Consider the following 13,180-nt stretch of genomic DNA (forward strand, 5'->3'; position numbering starts at 1 on the left):
GATGAAGAGAGCTTGCACTCATGCAGGCTCTTCTTTCCGTGAGAATGTTACATTTTGAATGCAAAAGAAATTCACGGTATAGTGTATACATAGGTCAGTACGTTTAGCTAAAGGAGCTGTAACCATTGATAAAAGCATTAATCTTTGATTTTGACGGGTTAATTTTAGATACAGAAACCCATGAATATGAAGTGCTGCAGGAAATGTTTGAGGAACACGGTTCAACATTGCCTTTATCCGTCTGGGGAAAGGTGATCGGAACGGCCGCGGGGTTTAAGCCGTTCGCATATTTAGAGGAGCAGCTGGGAAGAAAGCTCGATCATGATGAACTGACGGCGATCAGGCGCGGGCGCTTCGAACAGCGGATGAAGACGGAAACGGCGCGTCCCGGGGTGGAGGCTTATTTAGCCGCGGCAAAAGAATTAGGATTAAAGGTGGGGCTCGCTTCCAGCTCAGATTTTAAATGGGTGTCGGGCCATCTGAAGGAATTAGGCCTGTTTGATGAATTTGAAGTGATTCAGACGGCTGACGACGTAGAAGAAGTGAAGCCCAATCCGGAACTCTATCTGAAAGCTGCGGAACATTTAGGCGTTGAACCTTCTGAATGTCTTGCCTTTGAGGATTCGGTCAACGGCTCAATCGCAGCCAAACGCGCCGGCATGAAATGTGTCATCGTGCCGAATAAGGTAACGAGCGCCCTGTTATTTGAAGAATACGATCACAGACTGGAATCGATGGCGGAAATGGAACTTGAATTACTCTTACAGCGATTGAACGATCAAAACGAACCGGCAGGGGGAAGCAGCATTGTCTGAGAAACTTGATCTGACCCGTTTTGAAAAGAAAATGGTCATACGGAATATGGAAGAGAAAGATATCAACAAAATTATTGAGCTGCAAAAGGATTGTTTTCCGGGGATGGAGCCGTGGGAGCCTGAGCATTTAATCAGCCATCTCGCTCATTTTCCGGAAGGTCAGTTTTGCGCCGAGTATGAAGGGGAAATTATCGGTTCATGCTCAAGCCTGATCATCAATTTCGATGAATATGATGACCGCCACACGTGGCAGGACATTACAGACGACGGTTATATCACGAACCACAACCCGGACGGATTGAATCTGTACGGGATTGAGGTAATGGTTCACCCGGAATACAGACGGATGAAAATCGGACACCGGCTGTATGAGGCGAGAAAAGACTTGGCGAGACGATTGAATCTGAAAAGCATCATTATCGGCGGGCGGATTCCGAATTATCATAAGTATGCGGAAGAAATGACGGCGAGAGCCTATGTCGAACAGGTGACGCGCCATCAGATTTATGATCCGGTGCTTTCTTTCCAGCTGATGAACGGATTTACGCTCATGCGGATTAATCCGAATTATCTCCCGGATGACACCGCGTCCATTAAATATGCGACATTAATGGAATGGAACAATGTCGATTATCTGCCGCAGTCAAAGCGCTATTACAAATCGGCATTTCCGGTGCGCATCTGCGTCATTCAATATGAAATGAAAAAGATTTACTCCTTCGAGGAATTTGCCAATCAGGTTGAATATTATGTCGATGTGGCTTCAGATGCGAGATCTGATTTCGCGGTATTTCCGGAGATTTTCACGACGCAGCTCATGTCATTTCTCGAGGAGCGTTCTCCGAGTCTGGCCATTCAGAGGATTACCGAATATACCGAGGACTATATCAGCCTCTTTACAGATCTCGCGGTGAAATATAATGTCAACATCATCGGCGGCTCCCACTTCGTTGAAGAAGAGGGGAAAATTTATAACATCGCCTACTTATTCAGACGTGACGGCACGATTGAAAAACAATATAAGCTTCACATTACGCCGAATGAGCGGAAATGGTGGGGCATCAGCGCCGGAGACAGGGTGCGCGTATTTGATACGGACTGCGGAAAGATCGCCATTCAGATCTGTTACGATATCGAATTTCCGGAGCTTGCGAGAATTGCCGCGGATCAAGGGGCGAAAATTATCTTTACGCCGTTCTGCACTGAAGACCGCCAAGGCTACTTGCGCGTAAGGTACTGCTCTCAGGCGAGAGCGGTTGAAAACCAAATTTACACCGTCATCTCAGGTACGGTCGGAAACCTGCCGCAAACAGAAAATATGGATATTCAATACGCGCAGTCAGCCATTTTTGCTCCGTCTGATTTTGAATTCGCCAGAGACGGAATCGTCGGTGAAACGAATCCGAATATCGAAATGGTCGTGATCGGGGATGTGGACCTTGAAATCTTAAGAAGGCAGCGTGAAAACGGAACCGTGCGCCAGCTGAAAGACCGGCGCAAAGACATTTACCGGATTACGCATCTGAAATAAAAAAGCGCCCGCTCCGCTTAAGGGCGGGTTTTTTTATAAAAACACTTGCACCGGCCCCGGTTTCGGGATATGCTCTTGTAGCCCTTTCGCTTTCTGGGAGAAAGCGTTTTTTTAATTGCCGCCGCTTTATTGACTCGCCCATGCCGCGCCTTTATATTCTTATTAAGAGGAAAACTTCACCATGAGAATCGGCGTCAGAAGCCGGGCAGCTTTCGATACAGTGCAATGATATTGAAAGGGAGATGAGCGGTGTGGAACATGTACAAAAAAATCAGTCACTCAAACAAAAGGATAAAGAGCTGATTTGGCACGCGATGAAAGGGGCGGAGCCGGATGACAGCATAATCGTCCAAAAAGGGGAAGGCGCCTGGGTTACGGATATTGACGGCAGGCGGTATTTGGACGGCATGTCAGGACTGTGGTGCGTCAATATCGGATACGGGAGAAAGGAGCTTGCCGATGCGGCTTACAGCCAATTGAAGGAGCTTCCTTATTATCCGCTGACCCAAAGCCATCAACCCGCGATTGAGCTTGCGGAAAAACTGAATGAATGGCTCGGCGGCGATTATGTAATCTTCTTTTCCAACAGCGGATCGGAAGCAAATGAAACCGCGTTCAAAATTGCCCGCCAATACCACATTGAAAACGGCGATCACAGCCGCTTCAAATTCATCTCCCGGTACAGAGGCTATCACGGCAATACGATGGGGGCGCTCGCCGCTACCGGTCAGGCGCAGAGAAAATATAAATATGAGCCGCTCTCACAAGGTTTTTTGCACGCGGCGCCGCCTGATCTCTATCGGAATCCCGGCGATGCCGTCACATTGGAAAGCGCGCATGAAATCGACCGGATCATGACGTGGGAGTTAAGCGAAACGATTGCCGGCGTTATTATGGAACCGATTATTACAGGCGGAGGGATACTGATGCCTCCGGACGGGTATATGGCAAAGGTAGAGGACATTTGCCGCCGCCACGGCGCGCTTCTGATCAGTGATGAAGTCATTTGCGGTTTCGGCCGCACGGGAGAGCCGTTCGGATTTCAGCATTACGGCGTTTCACCGGACATCGTCACAATGGCAAAAGGCATTACGAGCGCTTATCTGCCGCTGTCGGCAACGGCAGTAAAACGGGAGATTTTTGAGGCGTATTCAGGCGGTGAGCCGTACGGCCGCTTCCGGCACGTGAATACATTCGGAGGCAATCCGGCAGCCTGCGCCCTTGCTTTGAAAAACCTGCAATTGATGGAGGACGAAAATCTGATCGCCCGTTCCCGGGAGCTTGGAGAACGGCTGCTCCGTGAGCTTGAGCCGCTCAAAGAACATCCGGCGGTCGGCGATGTACGGGGCAAAGGCCTTCTTGCCGGCATTGAGCTCGTCAAGGACAAAATCACGAAGGAACCCGCTGATGCCGCTCTTGTGCAGCACGTCATCACCGCGTGCAGAGAAAAAGGCCTGCTTGTCGGGAAAAATGGTGATACTGTAGCGGGATATAATAATGTCATTCAGCTGTCTCCGCCTTTTTGCCTGTCCGACGAGGAGCTCTCTTTCATCATTTCGACCGTCAAGGAAAGCGTGCTGAGCATTGATTTTTAATGTAAAGGAGTAAAACATGAGTTTTCACAACCAGAAGATTCTACCGGCTATCCGGAACATGAAGCAATTCGATGCATTTTTAGAGAGTCCGTTCTTATACGGCGTCATTTTAGATATCCACCTCGGTCAATTAAAAGGTGTTGTGAATGAAGCGAAAAAACACGGAAAACTTCTGATGGTTCACGTCGATTTAATTCACGGCATTAAGCATGACGAATACGGTGCGGAGTTTATTTGTCAGGATATCCGGCCCGCGGGCATCATTTCGACGAGATCATCAGTCATCGTCAAAGCGAAACAAAAGAAAATATACGCGATCCAGCGTCTGTTTCTCTTGGATACGAGCGCCATGGAGAAAAGCATGGAATTCGTCGGAAAGCATAAGCCTGACTTTATCGAGGTTCTCCCGGGCATCGTTCCGACTTTAATCAGAGAAATTAAAGAAATGACGGGGATTCCGATTTTTGCCGGCGGCTTTATCCGCACGGAGCAGGACGTTGAAAACGCCTTGCAGGCAGGAGCCACGGCCGTGACGACTTCAGACACCGAACTATGGGCTAAATATGAACATTCTATGACAAAAAAAGATTGACACCGCTTACACCCATTGTTACAATAGACCTAGGTTAATACTATGTGATGGAGATCCGGAGACCCACAACAGCTCTTTACGGAAGCAATAAAGCGTAAAGCGGTTTGTTGTGGGTTTTTTATTCTCTATAACTCTGTCAAACCTGCTATTTTGTCATTTAGGAGGAATGGTGATGACAGCATTTTGGGGAGAAGTAATCGGTACAATGCTGCTTGTTATTTTCGGCGGCGGCGTTTGTGCGGGAGTCAATTTAAAGAAATCGCTTTCATACCAATCCGGATGGATTGTTATTGTATTCGGCTGGGGATTGGGAGTAGCCATGGCGGCATATGCCGTCGGCAGCATCAGCGGCGCTCACTTGAATCCGGCTTTAACGATAGGCCTTGCGCTTGAAGGCAGCTTTCCTTGGAAAGACGTCCCTGTTTATATTACGGGACAGATGATCGGAGCAATGATCGGTGCGGTTGTTGTGTACCTTCATTATCTGCCGCATTGGAAGGCGACGGATGATCCGGCCGCTAAACTGGGCGTTTTCTCGACCGGCCCGAGTATTCCTCATACATTTGGGAATATGATAAGTGAAGTCATTGGTACGTTTGTGCTTGTGCTCGGCATTTTGGCAATCGGAGCGAATGAATTTACAAAAGGGCTGAACCCGCTGATTGTCGGATTCCTCATCGTTGCCATCGGGATTTCTCTTGGAGGGACGACCGGATATGCGATCAACCCTGCGCGGGATCTGGGGCCGAGAATCGCTCACGCCTTTCTGCCGATCCCGAAAAAAGGGCCGTCAAATTGGAAATATGCCTGGATTCCCGTAATCGGTCCGATCATGGGCGGTGCGTTCGGCGGCGTATTTTACAATGCCGCGTTTAAAGGAAATGTGACACCTAGCTTTTGGTTTGTAAGCGTTATAATGGTTGTAGTGCTTTTCATACTCTATATTTATACCAAGAAATCTCAATCACAGAAAACATTATCAAATTCTGAATATATTTAAAAAGGAGAGCGGCATCATGGAGACCTATATTTTATCAATTGACCAAGGCACAACAAGTTCAAGAGCGATTCTTTTTAATAAAGAAGGAAAAATCGTGCATTCCGCTCAAAAGGAATTCACACAGCATTTCCCTCAGCCGGGCTGGGTGGAGCACAATGCGAACGAAATCTGGGGATCGGTGCTCGCCGTTATCGCGACTGTGATTTCCGAGTCCGGAATCAGCGCTGATCAAATTGCCGGTATCGGCATCACGAACCAAAGGGAAACGACGGTCGTATGGGATAAAGATACCGGAAAGCCGGTATACAATGCGATTGTGTGGCAATCGAGACAAACATCCGGCATTTGCGAAGAGCTTCGTGAAAAAGGATATAATGATACATTCAGAGAAAAAACGGGACTTTTGATCGACCCTTATTTCTCAGGAACGAAAGTCAAATGGATTCTTGACAATGTAGAAGGCGCGCGGGAAAAAGCGGAAAACGGAAATCTTCTGTTCGGAACGATTGATTCATGGCTCATCTGGAAAATGTCCGGAGGCGCGGCGCACGTAACGGATTATTCCAACGCTTCAAGAACGCTGATGTTTAATATCCATGAATTAAAATGGGATGACGAGCTTCTTGATATTTTAGGCGTGCCGAAATCAATGCTGCCGGAAGTGAAACCGTCTTCTCATGTGTACGCGAAAACGGTTGATTATCATTTCTTCGGTAAGAACATTCCGATTGCGGGAGCGGCCGGAGACCAGCAGTCTGCGCTGTTCGGTCAGGCGTGCTTTGAAGAAGGCATGGGGAAAAACACATACGGCACAGGCTGCTTTATGCTGATGAATACCGGAGAAAAAGCCATCACTTCTGATCACGGCCTTCTGACGACAATCGCCTGGGGATTAGACGGAAAAGTCGAGTATGCATTGGAAGGAAGCATCTTTGTCGCAGGTTCTGCCATCCAATGGCTGAGAGACGGCATGCGGATGTTCCAGGATTCGAAAGAAAGCGAGACATACGCAGAGCGTGTGGATTCCGCTGACGGTGTTTATGTCGTGCCCGCTTTCGTCGGATTGGGCACACCGTACTGGGACAGTGACGTGCGCGGCTCAGTTTTCGGCCTGACACGCGGAACGACGAAGGAGCATTTTATCCGTGCCACGCTTGAATCTCTCGCATATCAGGCGAAAGATGTGCTTGATGCCATGGAGGCTGATTCAGGCATCTCTTTAAAAACATTGCGTGTAGACGGCGGAGCGGTAAAAAATAACTTCCTCATGCAGTTCCAGAGCGACTTGCTTGATGTGCCGGTCGAACGTCCGGAAATTAATGAAACGACGGCGCTCGGTGCCGCGTATTTAGCCGGAATCGCTGTCGGCTACTGGAAGGACAGCACTGAAATCGCCGATCAGTGGAACCTTGATAAGCAATTCAAACCGGAAATGGAAGATGAAAAACGCGATGAATTGTACGGCGGATGGAAAAAAGCAGTAAATGCAGCTATGGCTTTTAAATAAGATAAAATTATGGTATACTGAAAACAAGTTAATAGGAACGGTCCTGAGATGAGGAGAGACCACAGCACCAAAGTGATGACATGCGCTTTGGCTGTTGTGGTCTCTTTTTCTATACCGTGACAACAAGGAGGAAGCGTAATGATGAATCACCAATTTTCAAGTTTGGAACGGGATCATATGCTGGAAGACATGACTAAAAAAACATACGATCTGTTTATTATAGGCGGAGGTATTACGGGTGCCGGTACGGCGCTTGACGCTGCTTCAAGGGGAATGAAAGTCGCTTTGAGCGAAATGCAGGATTTCGCGGCCGGCACATCAAGCCGATCCACAAAGCTTGTCCACGGCGGTTTGCGTTATCTGAAGCAATTTGAAGTCAAAATGGTGGCTGAAGTCGGTAAGGAACGCGCCATCGTGTACGAAAACGGCCCGCACGTCACGACGCCGGAATGGATGCTGCTGCCGTTTCATAAAGGCGGCACGTTCGGTTCATTCTCTACTTCCATCGGCCTGCGTGTGTATGACTATTTAGCGGGAGTAAAAAAATCAGAGCGCAGAAGCATGCTGTCTGCTAAAGAAACGCTGCAAAAAGAGCCGCTCGTCAAAAAAGACGGCTTAAAAGGCGGAGGCTATTATGTAGAGTACCGGACGGACGATGCGAGACTGACGATTGAAGTCATGAAAGAAGCCGTTAAATTCGGTGCTGAGCCTGTCAACTATTCTAAAGTGAAAGAACTGCTTTATGAAAAAGGAAAAGTTGTCGGCGTTTTAATTGAAGATCTGCTGTCAGGCAAGGAATACAAAGTGTACGCCAAAAAAATCGTCAATGCGACAGGTCCGTGGGTCGACGAGCTGAGAGAAAAAGACCACAGCAAAAGCGGAAAACATCTCCAGCACACAAAAGGGGTCCATCTCGTATTCGACCAATCCGTATTCCCGCTTAAACAGGCGGTGTACTTTGATACGCCGGACGGCCGGATGGTGTTCGCTATTCCGCGTGAAGGAAAAACATACGTGGGTACGACCGATACGGTTTACAAACAAAAACTTGAGCACCCGCGCATGACGGTGCAGGATCGCGATTATGTCGTCAGCTCCATCAATTATATGTTCCCGGAACTGAACATTACGGCGGACGATATTGAATCAAGCTGGGCCGGCCTCAGACCGCTTATTCACGAAGAAGGGAAAGACCCGTCTGAGATCTCCCGTAAAGATGAAATCTGGACATCTCAATCAGGCCTGATTACGATCGCCGGAGGAAAACTGACGGGCTACCGTAAAATGGCTGAGCACATTGTCGATCTTGTCCGCGACCGCTTGAAAGAAGAGGGCGGCCAGGACTTCGGCGGCTGCAAGACGAAGACGATGCCGATTTCCGGCGGACATGTCGGCGGCTCTAAAAACTTCGAGTCATTTGTGGAAGCAAAGACAAAAGACGGCTTGAAAATCGGTTTATCACAGGAAACCGCTAAGCAGTTAGCCATCAGATACGGCTCTAACGTTGAAAATGTATTCAGCCGGATTGAAGGCCTGAAAGATGAAGCGGAAAAACGCCAGATTCCGGTTCACATTCTGGCGGAAGCGGCTTACAGCATCGAAGAAGAAATGGCTGCGACACCTGCCGATTTCTTCGTCCGCAGAACGGGTAGACTGTTCTTCGACATCAAATGGGTGCAAACGTATAAAACGGCCGTGATTGATTACATGAGCGACCGATTCCAATGGAATGACGAAACGAAAGAAAAACACACTGAGTGGTTAAATACACTGCTGCACGACGCGGTTGTTCCGCTCGAACAATAATAACCGGAGGGCTGTGCCGAAAAGGCATGAGCCCTTCTTTTATCTTTTTACATAAAGCATTTGGTTAAGTTATCAAGTGACACGGGCAGCCGCTTCATATTAAAATATGGTCATAAGCTGAAATTATAGGAGGACGAACATGAGTTGGAGTAAGAGTTACGAACGCTGGAATCAGGCCGAACAATTAGATTCAGAATTGAAAAAATTATTGGCGGACGCAGAAGGAAACGAGCAGCTGCTGGAAGATTTTTTCTACAAAAATCTTGAGTTCGGAACAGGAGGCATGAGAGGAGAAATCGGGCCGGGTACGAACAGAATGAACATTTACACGGTCCGCAAAGCATCCGCCGGACTTGCGGCGTATATCGCGAAACAGGGGGAAGACGCGAAAAAAAGAGGGGTTGCGATCGCATACGACTCCCGTCATAAATCTCCTGAGTTTGCGATGGAAGCTGCAAAAACCCTTGCTTCCCAAGGCATTCAAACATACGTATTTGATGAGCTCCGCCCGACGCCTGAGCTGTCTTTTGCGGTGAGAAAGCTGAACGCTTATGCCGGCATCGTCGTGACGGCCAGCCATAACCCGCCTGAATATAACGGATATAAAGTGTATGGCGATGACGGCGCACAGCTGCCGCCGAAAGAAGCGGACATCGTCATTGCGGAAGTGAATGCCATAGAAAATGAATTAACGATTCAAGTTGAAGATGAACAGTCGCTGAAAGAAAAAGGTTTGATTAAAATAATCGGTGAAGAAATTGATAAACCGTATACTGAAAAACTGACTTCCATCTCCGTACATCCCGAGCTTTCGGATGAAGTGGATGTCAGCGTCGTGTTCACTCCGCTGCACGGCACGGCAAATAAACCGGTGCGCCGCGGTCTCGAAGCACTCGGTTACAAAAACGTCACCGTCGTAAAGGAGCAAGAGCTGCCGGACCCGGATTTTTCAACCGTCAAATCGCCGAATCCGGAAGAGCACGCGGCATTCGAATATGCCATTAAGCTCGGAGAAGAACAAAATGCCGATATTCTCGTCGCTACGGACCCGGATGCCGACCGTCTCGGCATTGCCGTAAAAAACAGCGAAGGCAAGTACACAGTGCTGACGGGAAACCAGACAGGCGCGCTTTTATTGCATTACCTGCTTTCCGAGAAGAAAAAACAGGGCACCCTTCCTGAAAACGGTGTCGTCATGAAAACGATTGTCACGAGCGAATTGGGCCGCGCTGTCGCTTCATCGTTCGGATTAGATACGGTTGACACGCTGACAGGCTTCAAATTTATCGGTGAAAAGATCAAAGAATATGAAAAATCAGGCCAATACACGTTCCAGTTCGGGTATGAAGAAAGCTACGGCTACTTAATCGGCGATTTCGCGCGTGACAAAGACGCGATCCAGGCTGCGCTGTTAGCCGTCGAGGTATGCGCCTTTTATAAAAAGCAGGGCATGTCGCTTTATGACGCGCTGCTGTCCATTTTTAAAGAATACGGATATTACCGTGAAGGCTTGAAGTCATTGACGTTAAAAGGAAAACAGGGAGCAGAGCAGATTTCCGCTATCCTGACTTCATTCCGAAACGATCCGCCGAAGCAGATGGCCGGAAAACAAATCACGCAGGCTGAAGACTATTCAACGGGAAAACGGACTGTATTTGCCGATCATCATGAAGAAGATATTGATCTGCCGAAGTCAAATGTCCTGAAATATTTCCTTGAAGACGGCTCTTGGTTCTGCCTTCGTCCATCAGGAACGGAGCCGAAAGTGAAGTTCTACTTCGCCGTGAAGGGGACTTCTTTACAAGACAGCGAACAGCGTCTTGCCGCATTATCTGAAGCCGTCATGAAAACGGTGGATGGCATAGTGGAAAAAACGAAATAAACAACAAACCGCCGGAAGCGACATCCGGCGGTTTTTTTATACGCCTCATCCGAAAGTATGAGGAAAATTCATGCTGAAAACAAAGGAATATACAGAAAAGAATTGATATAATATGGATAATTCTGATTGGCCGGAGTGAGGGAAATTGACGAAAACGACGGTAGAAACGTTAAAAACGTTAAAAGCGATTGCGGAAACCTTAAACCAAAACCACGATTTAAAGGAAGCGCTTGATAAAGTGCTCCGCGAACTGCTCAGCCTGACCGGGCTGCAGACAGGGTGGATTTTTCTGATTGAGCCGGACGGGTCTTATACGCTCGCCGCATCCGCTTATTTACCGCCGGCTCTCGGTCAGCGGGAAAATGCACTCATGTGCAGCGGGGAATGCTATTGTCTGACCAAATTCAGCAATGGCGGATTGACAAAGGCCGTAAACATAATGAATTGTAAACGGATTGAATTTGCGGAACAGACGACGAACTGCCGCGATACGGAGGGCATTACCCATCATGCGACCGTACCGCTTGAGGACGGCGGCCGGAAGTTCGGTTTATTAAACGTCGCCGCAAGTGAAAAGACATTTTTCAACGAAGAAGAACTGCATCTGCTTGAAGCGGTTGCATTTCAAATCGGAACGGCGATTCAGCGGATGAAATTGGCCGAATTTGAGCAGCAGAACGCCCTGTTGATGGAAAGAAGCAGACTTGCGCAAGAGCTGCATGATTCCGTCAATCAGATGCTGTTTTCTGTCAGCTTAACGGCAAAAGCCGCAAAGAGCTTTACAGATGATGATCGGCTCCGGCAGATGATTACGTTTATTCAAGAGCTGTCTCAGGATGCGCTAACAGAAATGAGGGCGCTCATTTGGCAGCTGAAGCCGGAAAGTTTAACGAAAGGGCTGTATGCGTCTATCAAAAGCTATGCCGCTCTTATCGGCCTGGAAGCCGTTTGTGAAACGGAGGATGAGCTGGAGCTTACGGATGAACAGGAACACGCGCTTTGGCGGATCGCCCAGGAAGCCTTGAATAACTGTAAAAAGCATGCGGGAACGGACCGGGTTATCATTTCCGCCGTTAAAAAGCCGGGTTGCGCTGAGCTTCACATTAGCGACCGTGGAGCGGGCTTCAGCGCTGATGCGCATGCTGTGCTCCCATCGCTCGGCGTGGCCGGCATGAAAGCGCGGGCTGAAGCGATCGGAGGCCGCTTTACACTGCAATCCGAGCTTGGCGCCGGAACGATTGTCTCCGTTCGGCTTCCGTTTCGGGACAGGAGGTCTGATTGATGAAAATTGTGATTGCTGATGATCATCATGTTGTCCGCAAAGGACTGCGCTATTTCTTCGCCACTCAGGAAGACATTGAAGTTGTCGGTGAGGCGTCCACCGGTGCTGAAGCGCTTCAGCAAGCTGAAAAGACGGAGCCGGACATCATTCTGATGGATTTATCAATGCCTGATATGGACGGCATAGAAGCGGCAAAAATCGCGGCTGAACGATTTCCGGACATCAGTATCGTCGTTTTGACGAGCTATTCTGATCAGGAGCACGTCATTCCCGCCCTTAAAGCCGGCGCAAAAGCGTATCAGCTGAAAGATGCTCAGCCCGATGATTTAGTGAAAACGCTCCGGGAAGTGTATTCCGGACGTTACCGGCTGTCGGCGGATATTGTGCCTCACGTGCTGCCCCATATGGTTCAGGATAGCCAGGATAAGGAAAAATATTATCAGCTGACCCCCCGTGAAAAAGATGTTCTTCAAGAAATAGCCAAAGGAAAAAGCAATAAGGAAATTGCGGCGGCCCTGTTTATTTCAGAAAAAACAGTGAAGACCCACGTGTCCAACCTGCTGTCAAAGCTGAATCTTTCCGACCGGACGCAGGCGGCATTGTATGCGGTAAAATATAATGTTTTTGGAAAGGCGGTAAAATCATGAGCATATTAGTGATCAGCGGCACACCGAGAAAAAACGGGCGGACTAGAATTGCCGCTTCTTATATCAGAGATCGGTTTCATACCGATTTTATTGATTTGAGCGAAAGTGAACTGCCGCTTTATAACGGTGAAGAAGAACAGAACGAGCTGTCTTCAGTGCAAAAGTTAAGGCGGCAGGTGAAAAAGTCGGCGGCCGTCGTCTTATTATCTCCCGAGTATCACAGCGGCATGAGCGGCGCTTTAAAAAACACCATCGATTTTTTAAGCAGCGATCACTGGGCATACAAACCGGTGGCCATCATTGCCGCGGCGGGCGGAGGAAAAGGAGGCATGAACGCGCTGGCGAATATGCGGACGGTCATGCGGGGCGTCTATGCAAATGTCATCCCGAAACAGCTGGTCTTAGACCCGATTCACATCGACATGGAGCGCCGGACCGTATCTGAGGATATGGCGGTCAGCCTGAAAGACATGATCGAAGAGCTGAATATGTTCACAAACACAAGAAATCCCGGCGTCTGACG

At 48.6% G+C, this 13,180-nt stretch carries 11 protein-coding genes; all 11 read left to right on the plus strand.

The genetic code is table 11. The annotated features are described in order from the left end of the window. The first annotated feature begins 125 nt into the window (after positions 1 to 125). Entirely contained in the window at positions 126 to 815 is a 690-nt protein-coding gene (locus ACWJJ4_RS09855) for an HAD family hydrolase (protein ID WP_003155347.1), read from the plus strand. Further along, positions 808 to 2,346 carry a bifunctional GNAT family N-acetyltransferase/carbon-nitrogen hydrolase family protein gene (locus tag ACWJJ4_RS09860; protein ID WP_003155346.1) on the plus strand — a complete coding sequence of 513 codons (1,539 nt, stop codon included), beginning with the start codon at positions 808 to 810 and terminating at the stop codon, positions 2,344 to 2,346. The genes ACWJJ4_RS09855 and ACWJJ4_RS09860 overlap by 8 nt, the downstream gene beginning before the upstream one ends. A gap of 242 nt (positions 2,347 to 2,588) precedes the next feature. After that, positions 2,589 to 3,941, plus strand: coding sequence for an aspartate aminotransferase family protein (locus ACWJJ4_RS09865; protein ID WP_088005354.1), 1,353 nt, complete (start codon positions 2,589 to 2,591; stop codon positions 3,939 to 3,941). Between the two features lie 16 nt (positions 3,942 to 3,957). Beyond that, positions 3,958 to 4,533 carry a glycerol-3-phosphate responsive antiterminator gene (locus ACWJJ4_RS09870; protein WP_025649522.1) on the plus strand — a complete coding sequence of 192 codons (576 nt, stop codon included), beginning with the start codon at positions 3,958 to 3,960 and terminating at the stop codon, positions 4,531 to 4,533. A 172-nt stretch (positions 4,534 to 4,705) separates the two neighbouring features. Continuing rightward, entirely contained in the window at positions 4,706 to 5,533 is an 828-nt protein-coding gene (locus ACWJJ4_RS09875; RefSeq protein WP_077721989.1) for an MIP/aquaporin family protein, read from the plus strand. Positions 5,534 to 5,549: 16 nt separating this feature from the next. Further along, the gene (gene glpK / locus ACWJJ4_RS09880; protein WP_007610291.1) at positions 5,550 to 7,040 is read left to right on the plus strand and encodes a glycerol kinase GlpK; all 1,491 of its coding nucleotides are present in this window, start codon (positions 5,550 to 5,552) and stop codon (positions 7,038 to 7,040) included. Positions 7,041 to 7,178: 138 nt separating this feature from the next. Next, positions 7,179 to 8,846 (plus strand): glycerol-3-phosphate dehydrogenase, encoded by a 1,668-nt coding sequence (glpD, locus tag ACWJJ4_RS09885; protein ID WP_003155341.1) that lies wholly within the window; start codon positions 7,179 to 7,181, stop codon positions 8,844 to 8,846. Positions 8,847 to 8,985: 139 nt separating this feature from the next. Further along, positions 8,986 to 10,728 carry a phospho-sugar mutase gene (locus tag ACWJJ4_RS09890; RefSeq protein WP_052585599.1) on the plus strand — a complete coding sequence of 581 codons (1,743 nt, stop codon included), beginning with the start codon at positions 8,986 to 8,988 and terminating at the stop codon, positions 10,726 to 10,728. Between the two features lie 145 nt (positions 10,729 to 10,873). Next, a complete protein-coding gene (locus ACWJJ4_RS09895; protein ID WP_077721991.1) occupies positions 10,874 to 12,010 on the plus strand; it encodes a GAF domain-containing sensor histidine kinase in 1,137 nt (378 codons plus the stop codon). Continuing rightward, positions 12,010 to 12,657, plus strand: a complete 648-nt coding sequence (locus ACWJJ4_RS09900; protein WP_146283682.1) for a response regulator — start codon at positions 12,010 to 12,012, stop codon at positions 12,655 to 12,657. Before ACWJJ4_RS09895 ends, ACWJJ4_RS09900 begins: the two co-directional genes overlap by 1 nt. Beyond that, complete coding sequence (locus tag ACWJJ4_RS09905) at positions 12,654 to 13,178, plus strand: NADPH-dependent FMN reductase (RefSeq protein WP_071392055.1); 525 nt, start codon at positions 12,654 to 12,656, stop codon at positions 13,176 to 13,178. The genes ACWJJ4_RS09900 and ACWJJ4_RS09905 overlap by 4 nt, the downstream gene beginning before the upstream one ends. Positions 13,179 to 13,180: the final 2 nt, after the last annotated feature.

This window comes from Bacillus sp. JK62 (assembly GCF_053663455.1).

Coding starts and splice junctions, on each gene's coding strand:
- ACWJJ4_RS09900 (WP_146283682.1), top strand. CDS start 12,010: ATGAAAATTGTGATTGCTGATGATCATCATGTTGTCCGCAAAGGACTG.
- ACWJJ4_RS09875 (WP_077721989.1), top strand. CDS start 4,706: ATGACAGCATTTTGGGGAGAAGTAATCGGTACAATGCTGCTTGTTATT.
- ACWJJ4_RS09865 (WP_088005354.1), top strand. CDS start 2,589: ATGAGCGGTGTGGAACATGTACAAAAAAATCAGTCACTCAAACAAAAG.
- ACWJJ4_RS09870 (WP_025649522.1), top strand. CDS start 3,958: ATGAGTTTTCACAACCAGAAGATTCTACCGGCTATCCGGAACATGAAG.
- glpK (WP_007610291.1), top strand. CDS start 5,550: ATGGAGACCTATATTTTATCAATTGACCAAGGCACAACAAGTTCAAGA.
- ACWJJ4_RS09890 (WP_052585599.1), top strand. CDS start 8,986: ATGAGTTGGAGTAAGAGTTACGAACGCTGGAATCAGGCCGAACAATTA.
- glpD (WP_003155341.1), top strand. CDS start 7,179: ATGATGAATCACCAATTTTCAAGTTTGGAACGGGATCATATGCTGGAA.
- ACWJJ4_RS09905 (WP_071392055.1), top strand. CDS start 12,654: ATGAGCATATTAGTGATCAGCGGCACACCGAGAAAAAACGGGCGGACT.